Genomic DNA, 19,229 nt, shown 5'->3' with positions numbered 1-19,229 from the left:
TGTATTTTTTTCTTACTTTTTCCGTTTCGTATGAAAATTATTCAATACAGGGGTTTTGTTTCTTTATAGAAAAATTGATCCAATCCAACCAAATAAGAATAACGGAATATTATAGTGCAAAAATGTTGGCACACATGTATCCCAAATATGATGGTGTTTTCCATCTGCATTCAGTCCCGAGGTTGGTCCAAGTGTACTATCAGATGCTGGTGATCCCGCATCCCCTAACGCACCTGCTGTTCCTATTAACAACGCGGTAGCCATTGGCGAGAAGCCCGCCGCAATACAAATAGGAACAAATAAAGCTGCAACAATAGGAATCGTCCCAAAGGAAGAGCCAATTCCGATCGTTACTAATAAGCCAACAAGTAATAAAATAAATGAAATCACTACCTTATTATTTCCAAGCAATCCTGACGATGCTTCTACAAGTGCTGCAACTGCTCCCGTTTCCTTTAAAATATTGCCAAAACCAGAAGCAACGAGCATAACGAACGCAATGGTTCCCATCATCCCAATTCCATCTGCGACGATTTTATCACCATTTTTGAACGGTACAACAATCATGACAAACATTAAAATTAACCCTGTTAGCGCACCCGCAATTAAATTACCTGTCCAAATTTGAACAATAAGCGCTGCAACAATTGCGACTAATGTAAAAGCGTGCTTTTGATTAAAGGTAACCTTTCCAGTACTCTCCACTTGTATCGCTTCTTCCGCTCCTCCAGCTTCAGGAACAGCCTCTCTTCCTTTGCGATACGTAATAAAAACGGCAATCAATAAGCCAACAATCATTGCTCCCCCAGGAATGAGCATCGATAACGATACCTGACCAGCTGTTATGGTAGCACCGTTTTCTTTCATCGAATCCAAAATAATTCCTTGAAATATTAATCCGAAGCCGGCCGGAATCATAATATATGGAGCTTTCAAGCCAAAGGTTAATGCTGTCGCTACTCCGCGACGATCAATGCGCATATCATCAAAAAGCTTTAATAACGGTGGAATTAATATAGGTATAAAAGCAATATGAACCGGTACTAAGTTTTGCGATAAAGAAGCAACACCAGCGATTGCCAAAAGAAGTATTGTCTTCTTTCCAGTTAAAATGCGAATCAAATAATTTACTAATATTAAGGTAATCCCTGTGTAGCTTATCGCTACTGCAAAAGCACCTAATAATATATAGCTAAGCGCAGTATTTGCCTGTCCTCCCATACCTGCAACAAGCATGTCAATGGATTCTACTAAAGATAACCCTGACATTAATCCTGCTATCAACGCAGCTATAATAATTGCTATGATGACATTTACCCGAAGCAAGCTGAGAATTGTCATAACTAAAACGGAAACGATAACTACCCATTCCATGTTTCTTCCCCCTATGATGTGTATTTATAGCGTTACTTTAATACTTTACTATGATAAAGTATTAAAGTAGTTTTTGCAACCCCTTTTTTAAATATGTATTTCTATTAATGTGGAAAAATGAATGGTTATCGATTGAGTAGAGGTGGGGATCGCTCGAAATGGGAGGCTTTTAGATCGAGTTTGGATAGTTCTCGCTCGAGTTTGCGTAGTTCTCGCTCGAGTTGGGCGGTTGTTGATCGTTTTAGACGCTTTCTTGATCGAGTTGGACTGGTTCTTGATCGTTTTAGGCGCTTTCTTGATCGAATTGGGGTGGTTCTTGATCGTTTTAGGCCCTTTCTTGATCGTTTTAGGCGCTTTATTGATCGAATTGGGCCCTTTCTTGATCGTTTTAGGCGCTTTCTTGATCGAATTGGGCCCTTTCTTGATCGTTTCAGGCGCTTTCTTGATCGAGTTGGGTGGTTCTCGCTCGAGTTTGGTTGGCAGCTCGCCCGATAACCGTAAAACGGGTATTCACACATTTCAAGGTGAACACCCGCTTGTTGATTGCTCCGCTATTTGAGTTGAAATGAAAAGGAGATATGATCATGAATTGGAATCCATGCACCAATTCCTTGCTTTGTTACATTTTTTATTTCTAATGATTTTTTCGATCCCTTTAGTTGAATATAGACTTCACCAAAGGTTACTTCTCCCTTCTCACTCAAAGCAGGAGCGTAGGCCGTTAATTGTCCATACTTTTGAACGGGAACATTATAGGCGTTTTCCTTTTTTGTATTTTTTCCAATGATGGTACGATACGAGAGTGGTAATTTTGTCTTTTCCTTCGCCTTCAACAGCATCATTCGTTTTACATCGCTTGGCTTGGAAATTTTATTCGTTAACGCGCCTTTTATTTCCGACTGGCTTTGCTGCACATAGTTTAGCTTTTGAACAGTATCGCCACCAATATTGTTTAGCTCGTTCAAATTAATCTTCTGGTATTCCCAATTTACCGTGGTTTCTGTAGATTTATAATGAAGCGGCCATCTACCTAAAAAGACACTTCCTCGATATCCAAATGAAATGGGGGAAGGCTTTATCGATGTTTCATTGAGCAATTTAATCAGATCTGGATTTTCGATTGGCACCTTTAGCTCATCAATCATGCTCTTCGTAAATTCGCTCGGCTCTACTACTTCCTGATCTTCATTCGCATTGGGAAACGTATTTTCCTTAGAAATCGATAAAACATGACTAGGCATATCAAAGTCATTTTTCTTCTTTTCTTTCGCTTCGCTCGTAGTTGGAGGTAAAAGTAAACAGGTGATAATAAAAGCGATAACTAGGATGTTCCATTTAATTTTCATATCTGTCCATTCCTCTCTTTTTATCCTAGTTTTTTCGACCAGAAAAATATTATACAAAGAAAAAACAGAAAAAATCGCAAAGGCATATTTTCCCTGCGATTTTTTCTACGTATGTGTGAAAAGAAGTTAACGAGATAATTCAATGATTTCTATTTTTTCATCGATTTGAATACTATTTTCGACGGAGCGTACCATGGAGCAATTCTTTCTAGCAACCTCTAAGCTTTTGTGAAGCTTATCTGGATCAAGCTGGTGTCCTTTAATAGTGAAGGTTAAGGCAATCCGTTCGATGCGATTGGCTTCTTCAGGGTTTCGTTCTACCTCAGCACTAACAATCATATCTTCTATTTTTGTTCGTTGCTTTTCCAATATTTTTCGAAATACAGATGCACTACATCCAACAATGGACGATACCATTAATTGAAAGGGGCGAAAACCAAAATCCTCATCGCCAGATATTTCTAGTTCCCCGTATCCTAATTTTATCCGCACTCCATTTTCCTTTAAATAATAGTTCATAACCATCCCTCCATCTTTGTCTATCCTATTTACTATATAACCTCTTTCCATTTCATTATAACGTTTTTCAAGAAAAGTTACTTTCCAATTGACCTCGTTTAGAAAACATCATACATTTAAAGCGTATCTTTTTTTAGTTAGGAGCATCATTATGACATCATCTAGACTACGATTTTCGATTTTAATTAGCCTTGTGACGATTTCAGGATTCTCACAAGGAATGCTACTACCGCTCATTGCAATTATCCTTGAACAAAGTGGTGTTTCTTCATCAGTTAACGGATTACATGCAACCGGACTATACATAGGCGTCTTGCTTGCTTCGCCATTTATGGAAAAGCCATTGCAAAAATATGGATTTAAGCCAATCATTCTTGTCGGCGGTTTGCTTGTCTTCCTTTCTCTATTCTTATTTCCATTGTGGAAATCATTATGGTTTTGGTTTATTTTACGTTTAACGATTGGGATTGGCGACCATATGCTTCATTTCGGAACACAGACATGGGTCACTACTACAGCTAGCAAAGAAAAGCGCGGGAAATACATCTCCCTCTATGGGTTGTTTTTCGCATTAGGCTTTACCCTTGGACCATTAATGACAAGATTGCTTTCCATTAATGAGTCCCTACCTTTTATCGTTTCAGGATTTATTAGTCTGTTTGTTTGGTCCTTCATGTTTCTCATTCGAAATAAGTGGCCAGATCAAGATATGGATGCAGCAACCAGCTCTTTATCTTCTTGGAACCGGTTTTCTTCCACATTGAAAATCGCTTGGGTAGCGCTACTACCTGCCTTTGGCTATGGTTTCCTAGAAGCTACCTTGCACGGCATTTTTCCGATATATGGTCTGCGTATCGGTCACGATTTTGAAATCATCGCTTTCATTATTCCTTTTTTTGCGCTTGGTAGCATCATCTTACAATTACCATTAGGCATTTTAAGTGATCGCCTTGGCAGACGAAAGGTTTTATTAGGCGTAATTAGTGGAGGAATCATTTGCTTTATCGTCGCAGCATTATATGAACATTCCATTCCGGTATTATTTATTACGTTTGCGCTATCTGGAATGCTCGTAGGCTCTTTGTTCTCCTTAGGAATATCCTATATGACTGATATTCTTCCAAAGGCACTGCTTCCTGCTGGGAATCTTTTATGTGGTATTTTCTTTAGTCTTGGAAGTATTTTAGGTCCTTATATAAGTGGAATCATCATTGAATGGTTTCCAGGCCTGTCCTTCTTCTATATTATCGTTATCATGTTAGTGATCCTTCTCGGAGTCATTTTCGTTAAACGAGAGCCTACAACAAGCGAATTAGCAATTAATTGATATAAACATAAAAATGGATGGAGTAAAATCACAAAGTCGAGAGGTGATTGAATGAAAATAAAAATCGGAATACCAAAGGTGGATAATAAAAAACATATAAAGCTACTTGAGAATGGTTGGAATCCATTAAAAGAGCCTAAAAGTGTAGGAAGAGCTATTCTCTTATCCATTCCATTAATGATTTTCAATGCATTCATTACTGTTGGTGTGATCGAGATTTTCTCGTCTATTTCATTGAAGGAGTTTGGTATTGATCCAACTTCAGATTCGCTATCCATATCAATCAATTTAGTTGGGATTGTTTCGCTGTTTTTACTTATCGTTATACACGAACTTCTTCATTTAGTGTTTATCCCTAATTTTATTGAATCTAAAAAAACATTTATTGGGTTTACTTTATTTGGTGGCTACGTTCTAACAGAAGAAGTGATGTCAAGGTCAAGATATCTATTAATTACAATATCTCCTTTTGTTATAATTTCAATTTTCCTACCAATCCTATTTAGTCTGTTAGGAATCTTAACACCTGCTTTTAAAATCATAATATTAGTTAATGCGATGGCTTCTTCAGTCGATATACTTAATCTTATTCTTTTATTCGTGCAGGTACCAAAAGGAGCAAAATTGATTAGTAATGGAAGCAAGACCTATTGGAAAGAGGAGATTAACCATCAACAGTAGAAATAATATCTCAATAAAACGTGAAACAGCAATCAATGAGAGTTCTTCTCCCCCATTGATTGCTGTTTTATTTTAAATCTATAAAAACCGACTATATCGTGCTTCCAATCGATCCTGAACCATTGAAATAATAATACATATCGGCCAATAGATGAAAGCAACCATAATATACATCGTCATCGAATCTAATGTCCTACCTGCGACAATTTGGGACTTCTGAAACAATTCGGGAACGGTAATAATTGCAGCTAAAGAGGTTCCTTTAACAACACTCATAAATACATTTGTAAGTGGAGGAATCGCAATTCGAGTAGCTTGTGGCAAAACGATTCTTCTTAACGTATACCATTTCCCCATATTAAGCGCCTTTGCTGCTTCCCATTGACCTTTGTCAACACTATTTAAAGAAGCACGATTTATTTCGGCGATAAACGCAGCACTATTTAAGCCAAATCCAAGTGAAGCAGCAACGATAGCTGACATCTCTATTCCGATTACAGGTAACCCATAATATAAAAGAAACAAAAACACAATTAAGGGTGTACCTCTCATAAACGAAATATAGATCCGTGCAGGCCAACGAAACAAAAGATTCGATGCACCTCTGGCTAGTGCTAAAAACAATCCGAGAATAAGGCCTATTCCCATACCTGCAAAAGAGATTCCTAGTGTTAATGGAACACCTTCCAGCAAAAACGGTAAATTCTCCCAAGCCACTTTAAAATCAAATAAATACGTTAACTGTACTTGATCAATCTCCCACATGATCCATCACCATTCTATTCAATACCTTCGACTTCAATAATAGAAGCTTCCGGCTTTTTCGATACATCCTTCCCTCCGAAAAATTCCTCGGATAACTCCGTAAGTGTACCATCCTGTTTCATTTCATTAATTACCGTATTTACTTTTTCTAATAAGACAGTAGCCTCTTTCTTCATTGCAACATTGTTCGTTGTTGGATGAAACTTGAGATCTGGATGAATTTCAATATTAAAGTCAGGAAAGAATCCGATCGCAAGACTTTGCAAATAATAATCATTAATAATGACATCTGTTCTTTCATTATGTACATCCCGCAAATAAGCATCATTTGTTACATTCCCATATGCTATAACCTCGGCACCAAATTTACGAGCAATTTCACTATATACAGTCGTTGCTGCTCCACCAGCCTTTTTGCCTTTTAAATCTTCTAGCTTTTCGATTCCTGAATGATCTCCTTTTCGCACAATCATTGTAGAATACGAGTACTTAACTGGTTCACTAAATGCAAATTTCTTTTTGCTTTCCTCGCGCGGGCCAATTTGAATAATATCTACTTTCCCTGTATGAAGTGCGGCAAGCATTCCATCAAATGCCATTGTCTCAAACTTAATATCCACTCCAAGTCTTTTTGCAATTTCACGAAACACCTCAACATTATAACCAGTAAGTTCATCATTATCTTCTGGGTAATAAGATGCAGGATAAAGTGTTCCTGGCGTAGCAGCAACAATCTCTCCTTTTGCCTTGATGTTCTCCCAAATTTTATCTTCTGTTTCCCCTGTTTTTTCTTCTTTTCCTGCTGACGATGTACCACAAGCAGTGATTAGTAGCATACTAAAAGCCATTATAATCAAGAACATTGCTCGTTTCATCTCGAACACCCCTTTGTTGTTATATATGAATCACAAAATAGATTGTAACAGTTAATGACTAATTTTTCAAAATTTTATCCTTCTGTTCCACCAAAAAATGATAGCTGTATTACTCAATTTATTAAACACAGATTCTTTTTCGGAATTTCAACTTGACATTATGTATCCATGTGATAATATATAATATATATTAGATTATAATAATTATAAATTATAAACAATATGATTATAGTAGAAACTACTTAAAGTGTTGATTTAATAACGAAATGTAAATGATTATTATTCTCAATTAGGTTGGAGGAATTGAAAATGAGCATGAATACAGAGGCATTAGCTAAACAAAAAGTACCCGATTCAAAAGAAAAGAGTGTTGCTTCTATTTTTGAAAAAATAAAACCACATATTGAATTAATTGCTGCCTTATCAAGTGGAGTAATTATATTAATCACCTGGTTACTAACGGATCAGCTATCCCATTCGGTTTGGGTTACCCTTCACCTCATGGCATTTGCTATCGGTGGGTTTGCAAAGGCAAAGGAAGGGATAACGGAAACAATAGCAAATAAAGAATTAAATGTAGAAATGCTAATGATTTTCGCTGCTATTGGCTCCGCTATTATCGGATACTGGACAGAGGGTGCGATTCTTATTTTCATCTTTGCACTTTCAGGTGCATTAGAAACGTACACAATGAATAAAAGTAATAAGGAAATTTCCGCATTAATGAATCTTCAGCCTGAAGAAGCAATGCTAATTCGAAACGGGAAAGAACAACTCGTTTCTGTCTCAGAACTCGTAGTCGGGGACAAAATCCTCGTTCGAGCTGGAGAACGTATTCCTGCTGACGGCGTGATTGTAAAAGGAGCGACTTCCATTGATGAAAGTGCTATTACAGGTGAATCAATTCCCGTATCAAAAGCAAATACACAAGATGTATATGCCGGAACCGTAGCGCTTGATGGAACAATCACTATTGAAATATCAAAACCAGCTAGTGAAACACTTTTCCAAAAAATAATTCAAATGGTTCAGTCTGCCCAAGAGGAAAAGCCTCCTTCTCAATTATTCATTGAGAAATTTGAAGGTGTGTATGTAAAGGCTGTACTCGTTGTTGTTGTCGTGATGATGTTTATTCCTACGATTGCGTTTGGCTGGACAGTAGAGGAAAGCATTTATCGTGCAATGATTTTATTAGTTGTTGCTTCTCCTTGTGCACTTGTCGCTTCCATTATGCCTGCGACTTTGTCAGCCATTTCTAACAGTGCCAAAAACGGGGTTTTATTTAAAGGTGGCGTTCATTTAGAGAATCTAAGCCATGTAAAAGCAATTGCCTTTGATAAAACAGGAACATTAACAAATGGAACGCCAATTGTAACTGATACTTTCTTTAAAGAAGGAATTGATCAAGAGGAAGTAATTGCCGCTGTGGCTGCAATCGAAAAGGAATCGACTCATCCGCTCGCCCAAGCGATTACATCGTTCGGAAAAGCGCAATTAGAACGTTACCCGATAATAATAGATACAATGAAAACAGTGAGTGGTAATGGCGTTGTTGCTACAATTAATGAGCAAAAATGGGAAATTGGCAAGGCTGACTTTGTTGGAGCCGACTTAGCTGAAAAGTTCCAAGATGGAATAATTCAAAGACTCGCCCAAGAAGGAAAAACGATTGTATGTGCGAAAACGAATGAAGAAATTGTTGCTGTCTTCGCCTTGAAAGATACCATTAGAGAGGTTGCCAAAAAAGCAATTAAAGCGTTAAAACAACAAGGCGTGCATACTATCATGCTAACAGGAGATAACGAACTAACCGCCAAAGCGATTGCAGAGGAAGCTGGGCTAGATGATTATATTGCAAATTGCCTCCCAGAAGAAAAGGTGAACCATGTAAAACAGCTTAAAAACACCTTTAAAAATGTTGCCATGGTAGGAGACGGAATTAATGATGCACCTGCCCTTGCTACTGCTAATTTAGGCATCGCAATGGGAGAAGGAACAGATGTGGCACTAGAAACCGCGGACGTCGTTTTAATGAAGAATGATTTAAGTAGAATTACCAATACGATGAAGCTATCCAGTCGTATGAATCGCATTATAAAGCAAAATATCTTCTTTTCATTAGCAGTCATTGCCTTTTTAATTACATCTAACTTCTTCCAAATTATTGATTTACCTGGTGGAGTTATTGGCCATGAAGGAAGTACAATTCTTGTTATTCTTAATGGTTTACGACTCTTAAAGTAAGCGTGTTATATAAGTGAACTTGATAAAAATGAGGTTTTACAAAAGAAGCACTCCCCAAATGTTTTACAATGGTAGTTAGTCCAAACTAGCCAAAAAGATTGAAGGAGTGCTTCTTATAATTTTTTTGTGAGAACCTTGTCTGTTTATTTAGCATCAACCGTCCAACTAATATTTCAGCGATAGACATGCGAGCTATTATGAAGCAATGACAAAGACCCGATTAAGGGCCCTTCAGTTATGTTCTTTAAAGGTTGAGGAGTTGCCCACAAAAAGCGAAGTGTATCGCCTGAAACGCAGATCACACAACCTTCTTCTAACTCTATTATTTTACCCTAAAGTATTTATTTTGGAGAATCGCGTTTATGATGCCGCCGATAATAATAATTAAAGCAGAAAGATAAAACCAAACCATCAAAATAATAACGGCACCTAAGCTACCATATGTAGCCGAATAATTTCCGATCGTATTTACGTAGTAAGAAAACACAAGTGAAGCAAGTTGCCAGCTAAACGTGGCAAATAAAGCGCCCCAAAAGGCATCTCCTATATGAATTTTCTTATTAGGAGCTAGTCGATACAGGGAAAGAAATACGATAAAGAACACGACAGAAGAAATGACCCAACGCAATGTCTCCCAAACATGAAGGAAGTCACTAGACAATCCAAAAAAAGAAAAAACATAAACCCCAAGCATTCTTCCTAATACAGGAAGTAATATTGCAATCACAATGATGGCGATCATCGCAATGGTTAGTACGATAGCAATGAGTCTCGATACAAGAAAGGAGCGATCCTCTTCTACTTCATACGCTCGATTAAATGCCCGCATAATTGCATTAACACCATTAGATGCAGACCAAAGGGTTCCAATAATCCCAATCGATAATAGGCCGCTATTTTTCTGATTCAATAAAAAGCTAATATTTGAATTGATTAAATTCATGGTTTCTTCCGGTGCAAAGGTTGCAAGCATGTCCATTAACGCATTTTCATCAATTGGTAAATAGCCAACCAAGGTCAGGATAAATAATAATAAAGGGAATAAGGATAATAAAAAAAAGTAGGCAAGCTGTGCCGAAAGTCCAAAAACATCGTCTACCATTATTCGCCTTATTAACAGCTTACCAAACCGCATGACCTTTTCCATACTATCACTCCCCTAATTGCATAGTATGTTCTAGCATAGCGGAAAGATTCCGATTATATTTAAAAAATGTTATAACTTCTAATGAACAAGACATTTACTTTCGTTTTGATGATAGCTTGTCCGAAACCGTTCCAAGCGTCTGCTCTACTTGCTCTAATGCATTTACAGCATTTTCTGCCTGATAAGAGAATGTTTCATAAAATTTGTCCACCGATTGTTTCACATTATTAACTGCCTCGGCTGGATTACGAACAACGTGAGAAGACATATCTTTGCAGCGTGAAATTCTTTGTTTTGTATAGCTTCGCGTATCTCCGTCAAATAAAGCCGTTATCCCTCCTACTACTGCCCCAACAACAATCCCTGTAATTAATTTACGTTTTCCCATGAATCATCTCTCCTTTATTTGCATGATCTTTTTCATTCGTACAAGTGGCTTTGCTCGTTTCAAGCTAAAGTCCATTTACCACTTTAATATAGGTTAAAAGATTGGCACAGCCTGCTTTTACTAATTTATATGTATAATCAAAATCCCCTGTAAAATATGGATCAGGCACATTTGATTCACCCGCATTTTGAACATAATCCATTAATTTCGCTACCACGATATTATCATTACCCGCTTTTAGCTTCCTTAAATCCTTTATATTTTGATCATCCATCGCAATAATATAATCAAATTTCTCCCAATCGTGTACGGTAACCTGTCTTGCCCGTAAACCATCATAAGGAATTTGTTTTTGCGCTAGCAAGTCCCTCGTTCCATGATGTGGTGGTTCGCCAACATGCCAATCACCTGTACCACTGGAATCTACCTCTATTTCGGTTTCTAGCTTTTCTTCCTTAACCATTTGCCGAAATACTGCTTCAGCCATTGGAGATCGACAAATGTTCCCTAAGCAAACAAAGAGCACACGGATCATTCTGTTTCCCCACCTATTCTACTTTTACTTGTATTATAACGAATTCTTCTTGATTAAGAAAATAATAGTATACGCATTTTTTGTAATATACTTTATAAAGCGACTAAAATTTAGCATTTTTTCCGAATTAATATAAAAAACGCTTGACATCCAAGCTAATATTCGAAATATTTAATATATATTATATAATCAAACAAAGGGGGAAGCATGTTGAAAGAGTTAATAAATGAAATTAGTGGTTTCGTCTGGGGACCGATCACTTTAGTGCTAATTGTCGGGACCGGACTATATTTAACTTTAAGACTAGGTTTTTTACAATTTCGAACACTACCTTACGCACTCCGCCTGGCGTTCAGCCCAACTAGACAGGATAAAAAATCAAAAGGAGATATAAGTCATTACCAAGCCTTAACAACAGCAATGGCTGCAACTATTGGTACCGGTAATATCGTCGGTGTTGCCACAGCAGTTGTACTTGGTGGACCTGGTGCTGTGTTTTGGATGTGGCTATCCGCCTTATTCGGAATGGCAACAAAATATGCGGAAGCTGTATTAGCGGTAAAGTATCGTGTAACGAATAGTAAAGGAGAAATGTCGGGCGGACCGATGTATTATTTAGAGCATGGTCTAAAAGCAAAATGGCTCGGAATTCTTTTTGCTTTTTTTGGCGCGATTGCAGCCTTTGGAATCGGGAACATGGTGCAATCAAATTCTGTGTCTGACGCAATGGAGCGTTCCTTTCAAATTCCTGGCTGGGTAACTGGTATATTGCTTACAACATTAACCGGATTGGTTATCCTTGGAGGCATTAAATGGATTGGTCGTGTAACTGCGTTTTTCGTTCCAATTATGGCCTTATTTTACGTTATTGGCGGTCTTATTATTATGGTAATGAATTTTGATGTATTACCAGGCGTTATTAGCCTCATTTTCACAGATGCATTCACAGGAAGTGCTGTTGGAGGCGGTATTTTAGGAACCGTTATTCGATATGGTGTAGCTCGAGGCGTATTTTCCAATGAAGCTGGACTTGGTTCGGCCCCAATTGCGGCCGCTGCTGCGAAGACCGATTATCCCGGACGACAAGCACTTGTTTCGATGACACAAGTGTTCATTGACACCATTATCGTCTGTTCAATTACTGGAATTACAATTGTTATGTCAGGATTAGCAGGATCTGGTCCAGAAGGCGGAGATTTAACAGCCGCAGCATTTAGTATGTATCTTGGTGATGTTGGCGGATTTATCGTTACAATTGGAATTGTGCTTTTCGCCTTCTCTACTCTTGTTGGTTGGTCCTATTACGGTGAAAAATGCTTTTCATACTTATTTACTGATAAAGCTATCCCATACTATCGAATTGTCTTCGTACTAGCAGTTATGTACGGCGCAATGGAAAAACTTGATATTGTATTTGGCATTTCTGATATTATGAATGCTTTAATGGCATTTCCAAACCTTATTGGCCTTTTAGGATTATCTGGTGTAGTTGCCTATGAAACAAAGAAATTCTTAAAGGTAGCAAAAGAAGAGAAGTTAGAAGCAAAAAAGGCGAAGCAAGCATCTTAAGTAAAAGCATTATAGAGCAAAAATATAACTAGGCAAGAGCAACTAAAAAGAGCGGGTCATCCTATTTAAGGATGATCACGCCCTTTTTCTTTCTCAACATGAGAAAAAGATTTCTTTCTTCGCTTATTAAAAATTCTTCCAAGCTCATTCGTTTCGATAACAACAAAACATCAATCACTTAAGCGATTGGTGCAATACAGTTTTCATCATTATTTTTTGCCTTGTTTACGTAATCTGATACATCGTAGCTCGTTAAATCCTCTATATTCACATCTGCAAGAAATTCTTTAACTTGGACTGGATGCTGCTTTGTTGGCGAGATCCATTCAGCCTCTTTTTGCTTCGGTAATATTATCGGCATACGATCATGTATTTGTTTCATAAACGGATTGGCATCCTTTGTTAGAATCGTACAAGTAAAAACTACTTTATCATCGGTTTGCCATTTATCCCACAATCCCGCAAAAGCAAAAAGTCCCCGATCAGCTAATTGAATTCTTTTAGGCTGCTTACGACTACCCTGCTTTTGCCACTCATAAAAGCTATCTGCTATAATAAGACATCGCTTTTGTGCTAACAGATTTTTAAAGCTCGGCTTTTCGTGTACTGTTTCACTTCTCGCATTAATCATTTTATATCCAATCTTTTCATCTTTCGCCCACGATGGAATGAGTCCCCAACGTATATAGCCGGCCCTACGCTCTTTTCCATCATGGATAATCGCCAAAACATCCTGCCCAGGAGCAATATTATAGCTTGGCTGAAAAGAATCAATAGAATGTGCTAATCCATATTCTGTTCGAATAGCAGTCTCATTTGCAAGTACGGTATAGCGACCACACATCCTGCCACCCCCTTCGAAAGTGTATGCAACCATTCCTCAAAAAATACTTAAATCCCACTGTGATGCAATGTGACGTAATAAACGAATGCCAGCAACACTATTGCCACGATCATCTAATGCTGGACCAAACACACCAATACCACACCCTTCAATAAAGGGTAATTCTTCCTCGCGAACACGTGGTGGTGCGACAGCAATGATTCCACCAGAGACACCACTTTTGGCTGGAACCCCTACATATGTGGCAAACTTTCCAGATGCATCATACATGCCACATGTAAGCATTAACGCTTTTACAATCCGGGCAATTTGTCGCGGAATGATTTCCTCTTTTGTATTTGGATCTTCTCCATCATTCGCTAAAATCAAACCGATTTTTGCAAGGTCTTCTGAGGTAACCTCAATCGAGCATTGCTTAAAATAAGTTTCCAACGTGACATTCATATCTGATTCTAAAAAGCCGATCTCTAACAAATAATAGCCAATAGCACGGTTACGCATCGAAGTATTACGCTCGGATTCATATACTTCAACATTTAATTTTGGACGATAGCCTAGCATTTTTTCTAAAAGTAAAAACAAAGGCTCAAGTCGCATATCTGATGTTTTTCCCTTTAACATCGAGGTAACTGTAATCGCACCTGCGTTAATAAAAGGGTTAAATGGCTTATTTACCTGACTCATTTCCAAATGCATAATGGAGTTAAACGCTTCTCCAGTAGGTTCCACATCTACTCGATCGAGCACATAAGATATACCTCGCTCCATACAAGCGACAATTAAACTAAGCACCTTAGAAATACTTTGGATCGTGAACGGAATATGTGTATCTCCTGAACTTATTTTCATTCCATTATTCCCTAGGATTGTAATACCGAGCCAATCAGGATTTGCTTCCTTTAATACTGGGATATAAGAAGCAAGCTCCCCTTCCTTCGTATGCTTTCGATAAAAAGAAACCCAGTCGTCAACATAGCTTTGCAGCCAATTCTCGTTTTGTTCTGTACTCCAATTCGCTGTTCCTTGTACCAATGCCTTCACCTCAATCTGAATAGAAATGGCTTATTTTAAAATCATTATTTTGACCGATACGTATTCCTTCAAAATATAAATGATAAGAAAGGAAGTAGCAACTAAAGCGATTAGGCGGCTTTCATTAATAATTATTCACCTATTTAATAAAGCTTTAAACAATGCGTTACTTACTCAGATAAAAAACGCTTGCATAGCTCAAGCTAAACAAGCGTTTTGTTCGAATATTAATTATTGAACAGTTAATGCTTCTTCGATATTCGCTGCATTCTTTTCCGCATTTTCCGTTTGTAACGTCTTTTCGATTGTATTTTGTAGGGACTCAGCTATTTCTGCACTTTTCATTTCTTTATATGCTTCAGGGTACATTGGTTTGCCAATTGTCAATGAAACGTCGGACGCTTTTATACGCCCCCCATCCTCTTCAAGCATTTGATACGTACCATTGATTGTAATCGGTACGATAGGTACACGAGCCTTTGTAGCTAAACGTAAACTCCCTGGTTTAAAGGGATTCAATTTACCTCCTCTACTCCGTGTCCCTTCTGGAAAAATCACAAGTGAATGACCATCCTTTAAATATTCGATCCCTTCATTAATCGCCTTCATTGATTGTCTTCTATCATTGCGATCAATAAAAACACAATAAATTAGCTTCATCCACGATCGAATAATCGGTAGCTTATTAATTTCCTTTTTAGCAATAAACCCTACTGGCTTACCGAGGTAGCCAAGCAATGCTAAAATATCAAACAACCCTTGGTGGTTTGCCACAAATAATACCGCACCATCTGGTAAATTCTCTTGTCCTTTCACAGTTACAGTTGATCCTGTTCGCTCTAATACTTTTCGAGATACTGTTTTCGGTTGCTCGAAATAATACTCATTAGACTGTCGATCATTTTCAGAGTGAAAGCTTTTTTTCGCTTTTTGCAGCTTAAAATAAGTTGCAACTACTAATAGTCCTGCATATATATATATTCCTATTGTCCGTAACACGTTGTCTCCTCCTAACATAATTAAAATTATACCTTAGAATAACAACGGTTCAAGACTTTTTTCCTACTTCACACAATGTTCATTTCATGATTCGCTATAATTCGACAGTATATCTCCATTCGGTTAGGGAATTATAAATTTACGAGCATAGAAAAATCCCCAAAAGGAAGAATTCCTATCCTTTTGAGGACTTTATTATAATCATCTATTGTAGCGATTACTTGCCAATAAATTGTTGTGTCCAAACATTTCCTGATTCAACATAGCCTACGCCAATGTGTGTGAATTTGCCATTCATAATGTTTGCACGGTGACCTTCACTATTCATCCAAGCGTTAACAACCTCTTGAGGTGTACGCTGTCCTTTGGCAATGTTTTCACCTGCAGTATTATAGCTGATTCCCCAGCTCTTCATCATATCGAATGGAGATCCGTACGTAGGGCTGTTATGAGAAAAGTATCCATTAACTGACATATCACGAGACTTCTCACGTGCTACTCTACTTAATTCCCAATCCACTTTCAATGCACTTAATCCTTGCTTCGCGCGTTCTTGGTTTGTTAAATCAACAACTTGTTGCTCAAACTGACTTAATGCATAATTTTGTCCTTGTGGTGTAGACTGTGCTGGTTTGTTTGTTGTTGTATTTTCTTTAGCTGGTGCTTCTGGCTTTTGTACAGGTTTTTTATCTGCAGTTGGTGTTTCTGGCTTCTGTACAGGTTTTTTATCTGCAGTTGGTGCCTTCGATGGCTGATTTTGTTCTACTTTTACAGGTTCCTTTGGTGCTTCTTGTTTTGGTGGATCTTGCTTTTCTACTTCTGCTTCACCTTTATGTGAATCATTTTTCCAATCCCATTTAATATTTTTCCAATTACTAGATGAAAAGTATTTTGAAAGATAGCTGTTTATATCCTTATTTGAAACTTGCTGCCAATTTCCATTTGTAGAATAATAGATCTTTGTTTTATATGAAAAATTCTGTGCTTGATCCTTAGCTGCGGCATCAACAGAATTACTGATTGTTCCTCCGAATAATAGTGCAGTTGATAAAGCTGTTACAACAGTTATTTTCTTCAACATTAAAAACACCTCTTCTTTTAGATTTGATTTAAGTTCTCACAAGCTGTGTCCTGCCTGCAAAAATACTATAACATGCGTTTTATGTAATATTCATAGCAGCATTTTCCATTTAAAGTAAATACACGATTGGAATCTCTCTATTGCGCAAAAGTCCTTGATATACTTGAGGATCGATTTAACCTAAAAACGGGAATATTGGAAATCAGACTTTCACCTGGCAAAACTTGCATCAAAATTGCTATTGACACCCTGTCAAAACAAGCTATTATATTACAGCAAGGCTTTTTTTGTAATCAAAATGTTACTTGATTTTTTAAGTGTGCATCCAAATTTCTATCGATATTCACCTATTAAGGTAGGAGATATTTTTTCAAGATAAAAAAATATTATTAATTAACAGAAACGAATAACTACCCCCATAAAATAGGAATTATAATAGAAGAACTATAAAGTGAAATGGCTATCTGTGGGTATATATCCCCAAAGCCAAAAGGAATTAAAGTGGCACTTATCATAAAGGTTAGCGAATATTGTCATCATTGGAGGAACATATTATGTTATCAAATGCAGAAATCGGAATTGATTTAGGTACAGCAAATATCCTTATATATACAAAAACAAAAGGGATCGTATTAAATGAACCATCTGTCGTAGCAATCGATGTCAACACAAAGCAGGTTGTTGCAGTTGGTACAGAAGCAAAACAAATGGTAGGAAAAACACCAAAAAACATCATTCCTATCCGACCGTTACGAGATGGCGTCATAGCTGATTACGATGTAACAGCACAAATGCTTAAGGCATTTTTGAAAAAAGTTAGCAAAAAAATGGGGCTATCTATGCGGAAACCAACTGTTGTCGTATGTACCCCAGCTGGAAGCACTGCGGTAGAGCGCCGCGCGATTCATAATGCAATATCTAGCTATGGAGCAAAGCATGTCCATATTATTGAAGAGCCAGTTGCTGCTGCAATTGGAGCAGATCTTCCTGTAGATGAACCAATTGCCAATGTGATTGTTGATATCGGTGGCGGAACTGCAGAAGTTGGAATTATCTCCTTTGGTGGTGTCGTATCTTCTAACTCTGTACGAGTTGGTGGCGACCGTATGGATGAAGAAATCATTCAATATATCCGCAAGAAATACAATATTCTTATTGGAGAAAGAACTGCGGAGAATATTAAAATGGAAATTGGCTATGCATATGAGGATCATCCAGAGCAAACAATGGAGATTCGCGGTCGTGACATGGTTACTGGATTACCTAAAACAGTTACTATTTCATCCAAAGAGGTATATGCTGCATTAAAAGAATCATTAGAACAAATTCTAGAAGCAATTCGAGCAACACTCGAAGACTGTCCTCCTGAGCTAAGCGGAGATATTGTAGATCGTGGAATTGTCCTCACTGGAGGCGGAGCATTACTTCATGGAATGCAAGAATGGTTAACAAGAGAAATCATAGTTCCTGTTCATCTTGCTCCAAACCCACTCGAATCTGTTGCCATCGGTACAGGTCGAGCTATCAAAATGATTTCAAAGCTCCAAAAAATAGCAAAATAAAGTGGTAATACAAACGTGAAAAGCGAAGGGTACTAACTTTATCAAGCCTTATATTAAAAACATTAGTCCTAATCCAAATATTGGGGCTGGCGATAGCTCACCAGCCCCTTCTTTGTATGAAGTAACTATTAATATGTTTGTACATATAATGCAGTAATACTTTTCAAGTAAAGAGGTATTTAAACCAAAAAGATACTTTAGTTATAAAGCATATCCTTTAGGTGCTCACCATCATAATAGCTATCAATTTTTAATTCATTATCACTATTAATAATAGTCATTTGACCTTTCAATTCTACTTTATCTACCTCATTTCCTTCTGGATCAGTAAATATTAAAGTAAAAGAATGATTAAAATCGAACGATTCACTTTTTGCTTGGTCTTGTTCATTTTTTTCAAATTTAATGTTTTGCACAGAAATTGTATTATTTTTTTTAATTGCTACCTCTTCTGGTATTAAAAAAAATCTTTTGTTTGCTAGGTCTTCAAATTCCTTTTCTGTAAAATAAGTTGAAAATTTATTCTGTTTATCAAGGAGTTGTGCTGTGTTCATTTTGTTCAAATCAAGGCTTAAATCCTCAACATGATAATATCCCTTAATAAACTCTTTTCCGAATTCTACAGCATTGTCTTCTTTCTTTCCACAAGCACTAATCAATAATAAAAGAATGATGGAACTACACAGTAAAACAAACCACTTTTGCATAAAAACATCCTTTCCTCGGGATGAGCTCTTATAAGTCAGTGTTCCATTGTCCTATAACATTTTTTTTCGGAGTTACATCTGAAGCATACACAACTGTTCCAAAAACTGGTGGGGTTTGTCAAATAAAGTGTGTAAGTTCTAATTTACTCAAGATACTTTAACACTCTATCTTTTAATTCATCTTGAAGAAGAAGTTGGTTCATAACCATTGCCCAGTTCTGGATATGCCCACTT

At 37.3% G+C, this 19,229-nt stretch carries 18 protein-coding genes; 5 read left to right on the top strand and 13 right to left on the bottom strand.

All coding sequences use genetic code 11. The annotated features are described in order from the left end of the window. Positions 1 to 63: 63 nt before the first annotated feature. The 3 genes from QBK89_RS13325 to QBK89_RS13315 form a co-directional block, all read right to left on the bottom strand. Positions 64 to 1,374 carry a Na+/H+ antiporter family protein gene (locus QBK89_RS13325; RefSeq protein ID WP_284141554.1) on the bottom strand — a complete coding sequence of 437 codons (1,311 nt, stop codon included), beginning with the start codon at positions 1,372 to 1,374 and terminating at the stop codon, positions 64 to 66. Between the two features lie 551 nt (positions 1,375 to 1,925). Then, the gene (locus tag QBK89_RS13320) at positions 1,926 to 2,720 is read right to left on the bottom strand and encodes a YfkD famly protein (protein ID WP_284141553.1); all 795 of its coding nucleotides are present in this window, start codon (positions 2,718 to 2,720) and stop codon (positions 1,926 to 1,928) included. Positions 2,721 to 2,846: 126 nt separating this feature from the next. Further along, positions 2,847 to 3,239, bottom strand: coding sequence for an OsmC family protein (locus QBK89_RS13315; protein ID WP_284141552.1), 393 nt, complete (start codon positions 3,237 to 3,239; stop codon positions 2,847 to 2,849). A gap of 151 nt (positions 3,240 to 3,390) precedes the next feature. Between QBK89_RS13315 and QBK89_RS13310 the strand changes: the two genes are divergently transcribed. Together QBK89_RS13310 and QBK89_RS13305 are read left to right on the top strand one after the other, a co-directional pair. Next, entirely contained in the window at positions 3,391 to 4,566 is a 1,176-nt protein-coding gene (locus QBK89_RS13310; RefSeq protein ID WP_284141551.1) for an MFS transporter, read from the top strand. A gap of 51 nt (positions 4,567 to 4,617) precedes the next feature. After that, positions 4,618 to 5,247, top strand: coding sequence for a DUF3267 domain-containing protein (locus QBK89_RS13305; protein WP_284141550.1), 630 nt, complete (start codon positions 4,618 to 4,620; stop codon positions 5,245 to 5,247). A gap of 78 nt (positions 5,248 to 5,325) precedes the next feature. Here QBK89_RS13305 and QBK89_RS13300 read toward each other — a convergent pair whose 3' ends face one another. Together QBK89_RS13300 and QBK89_RS13295 are read right to left on the bottom strand one after the other, a co-directional pair. Further along, positions 5,326 to 6,012: an amino acid ABC transporter permease gene (locus QBK89_RS13300; RefSeq protein ID WP_284141549.1), complete on the bottom strand. Its 687-nt coding sequence runs from the start codon at positions 6,010 to 6,012 to the stop codon at positions 5,326 to 5,328. A gap of 14 nt (positions 6,013 to 6,026) precedes the next feature. After that, positions 6,027 to 6,887 carry a transporter substrate-binding domain-containing protein gene (locus QBK89_RS13295; RefSeq protein ID WP_284141548.1) on the bottom strand — a complete coding sequence of 287 codons (861 nt, stop codon included), beginning with the start codon at positions 6,885 to 6,887 and terminating at the stop codon, positions 6,027 to 6,029. A 309-nt stretch (positions 6,888 to 7,196) separates the two neighbouring features. Between QBK89_RS13295 and QBK89_RS13290 the strand changes: the two genes are divergently transcribed. Next, a complete protein-coding gene (locus tag QBK89_RS13290) occupies positions 7,197 to 9,131 on the top strand; it encodes a heavy metal translocating P-type ATPase (protein WP_481937836.1) in 1,935 nt (644 codons plus the stop codon). A 322-nt stretch (positions 9,132 to 9,453) separates the two neighbouring features. Here QBK89_RS13290 and QBK89_RS13285 read toward each other — a convergent pair whose 3' ends face one another. The 3 genes from QBK89_RS13285 to QBK89_RS13275 form a co-directional block, all read right to left on the bottom strand. After that, positions 9,454 to 10,278: a YihY/virulence factor BrkB family protein gene (locus QBK89_RS13285; RefSeq protein ID WP_284141547.1), complete on the bottom strand. Its 825-nt coding sequence runs from the start codon at positions 10,276 to 10,278 to the stop codon at positions 9,454 to 9,456. 94 nt (positions 10,279 to 10,372) lie between these two features. Continuing rightward, a complete protein-coding gene (locus QBK89_RS13280) occupies positions 10,373 to 10,666 on the bottom strand; it encodes a YtxH domain-containing protein (RefSeq protein ID WP_284141546.1) in 294 nt (97 codons plus the stop codon). A 64-nt stretch (positions 10,667 to 10,730) separates the two neighbouring features. After that, positions 10,731 to 11,201: a low molecular weight protein-tyrosine-phosphatase gene (locus tag QBK89_RS13275; protein ID WP_284141545.1), complete on the bottom strand. Its 471-nt coding sequence runs from the start codon at positions 11,199 to 11,201 to the stop codon at positions 10,731 to 10,733. Positions 11,202 to 11,408: 207 nt separating this feature from the next. On the opposite strand from QBK89_RS13275, the gene QBK89_RS13270 reads away from it, so the two are divergent. Next, positions 11,409 to 12,770 carry an alanine/glycine:cation symporter family protein gene (locus tag QBK89_RS13270; protein WP_443089791.1) on the top strand — a complete coding sequence of 454 codons (1,362 nt, stop codon included), beginning with the start codon at positions 11,409 to 11,411 and terminating at the stop codon, positions 12,768 to 12,770. Positions 12,771 to 12,948: 178 nt separating this feature from the next. On the opposite strand, the gene QBK89_RS13265 is transcribed toward QBK89_RS13270, so the two are convergent. The 4 genes from QBK89_RS13265 to QBK89_RS13250 form a co-directional block, all read right to left on the bottom strand. Continuing rightward, entirely contained in the window at positions 12,949 to 13,614 is a 666-nt protein-coding gene (locus tag QBK89_RS13265) for an SOS response-associated peptidase (protein ID WP_284141544.1), read from the bottom strand. 36 nt (positions 13,615 to 13,650) lie between these two features. Then, positions 13,651 to 14,646, bottom strand: coding sequence for a glutaminase (locus QBK89_RS13260; RefSeq protein WP_284141543.1), 996 nt, complete (start codon positions 14,644 to 14,646; stop codon positions 13,651 to 13,653). A gap of 231 nt (positions 14,647 to 14,877) precedes the next feature. Continuing rightward, positions 14,878 to 15,645: a lysophospholipid acyltransferase family protein gene (locus QBK89_RS13255; RefSeq protein ID WP_284141542.1), complete on the bottom strand. Its 768-nt coding sequence runs from the start codon at positions 15,643 to 15,645 to the stop codon at positions 14,878 to 14,880. A 217-nt stretch (positions 15,646 to 15,862) separates the two neighbouring features. Continuing rightward, positions 15,863 to 16,726, bottom strand: coding sequence for a CAP domain-containing protein (locus QBK89_RS13250; RefSeq protein ID WP_284141541.1), 864 nt, complete (start codon positions 16,724 to 16,726; stop codon positions 15,863 to 15,865). 554 nt (positions 16,727 to 17,280) lie between these two features. Here QBK89_RS13250 and mreBH point away from each other — a divergent pair. Next, on the top strand, positions 17,281 to 18,288 hold the full coding sequence (gene mreBH, locus QBK89_RS13245; protein ID WP_284141540.1) for a rod-share determining protein MreBH: 1,008 nt from the start codon (positions 17,281 to 17,283) through the stop codon (positions 18,286 to 18,288). A 197-nt stretch (positions 18,289 to 18,485) separates the two neighbouring features. Here mreBH and QBK89_RS13240 read toward each other — a convergent pair whose 3' ends face one another. Next, the gene (locus tag QBK89_RS13240; RefSeq protein ID WP_284141539.1) at positions 18,486 to 18,995 is read right to left on the bottom strand and encodes a hypothetical protein; all 510 of its coding nucleotides are present in this window, start codon (positions 18,993 to 18,995) and stop codon (positions 18,486 to 18,488) included. Between the last annotated feature and the right edge of the window lie 234 nt (positions 18,996 to 19,229).

This window comes from Virgibacillus sp. LDC-1, from assembly GCF_030137545.1.
Classification (GTDB): Bacteria; Bacillota; Bacilli; order Bacillales; family Amphibacillaceae; genus LDC-1.
Note: the sequence above shows the minus strand (reverse complement) of the source record. Positions and strands in the feature narration are given on the sequence as shown.

What these genes read in the sequence shown, in the direction of transcription:
- QBK89_RS13320 (WP_284141553.1), bottom strand. Translation starts at nt 2,720, where the DNA reads ATGAAAATTAAATGGAACATCCTAGTTATCGCTTTTATTATCACCTGT.
- QBK89_RS13305 (WP_284141550.1), top strand. Translation starts at nt 4,618, where the DNA reads ATGAAAATAAAAATCGGAATACCAAAGGTGGATAATAAAAAACATATA.
- QBK89_RS13315 (WP_284141552.1), bottom strand. Translation starts at nt 3,239, where the DNA reads ATGAACTATTATTTAAAGGAAAATGGAGTGCGGATAAAATTAGGATAC.
- QBK89_RS13300 (WP_284141549.1), bottom strand. Translation starts at nt 6,012, where the DNA reads ATGTGGGAGATTGATCAAGTACAGTTAACGTATTTATTTGATTTTAAA.
- QBK89_RS13270 (WP_443089791.1), top strand. Translation starts at nt 11,409, where the DNA reads ATGTTGAAAGAGTTAATAAATGAAATTAGTGGTTTCGTCTGGGGACCG.
- QBK89_RS13295 (WP_284141548.1), bottom strand. Translation starts at nt 6,887, where the DNA reads ATGAAACGAGCAATGTTCTTGATTATAATGGCTTTTAGTATGCTACTA.
- QBK89_RS13290 (WP_481937836.1), top strand. Translation starts at nt 7,197, where the DNA reads ATGAGCATGAATACAGAGGCATTAGCTAAACAAAAAGTACCCGATTCA.
- QBK89_RS13250 (WP_284141541.1), bottom strand. Translation starts at nt 16,726, where the DNA reads ATGTTGAAGAAAATAACTGTTGTAACAGCTTTATCAACTGCACTATTA.
- QBK89_RS13280 (WP_284141546.1), bottom strand. Translation starts at nt 10,666, where the DNA reads ATGGGAAAACGTAAATTAATTACAGGGATTGTTGTTGGGGCAGTAGTA.
- QBK89_RS13325 (WP_284141554.1), bottom strand. Translation starts at nt 1,374, where the DNA reads ATGGAATGGGTAGTTATCGTTTCCGTTTTAGTTATGACAATTCTCAGC.
- QBK89_RS13285 (WP_284141547.1), bottom strand. Translation starts at nt 10,278, where the DNA reads ATGGAAAAGGTCATGCGGTTTGGTAAGCTGTTAATAAGGCGAATAATG.
- QBK89_RS13265 (WP_284141544.1), bottom strand. Translation starts at nt 13,614, where the DNA reads ATGTGTGGTCGCTATACCGTACTTGCAAATGAGACTGCTATTCGAACA.
- mreBH (WP_284141540.1), top strand. Translation starts at nt 17,281, where the DNA reads ATGTTATCAAATGCAGAAATCGGAATTGATTTAGGTACAGCAAATATC.
- QBK89_RS13240 (WP_284141539.1), bottom strand. Translation starts at nt 18,995, where the DNA reads ATGCAAAAGTGGTTTGTTTTACTGTGTAGTTCCATCATTCTTTTATTA.
- QBK89_RS13310 (WP_284141551.1), top strand. Translation starts at nt 3,391, where the DNA reads ATGACATCATCTAGACTACGATTTTCGATTTTAATTAGCCTTGTGACG.
- QBK89_RS13275 (WP_284141545.1), bottom strand. Translation starts at nt 11,201, where the DNA reads ATGATCCGTGTGCTCTTTGTTTGCTTAGGGAACATTTGTCGATCTCCA.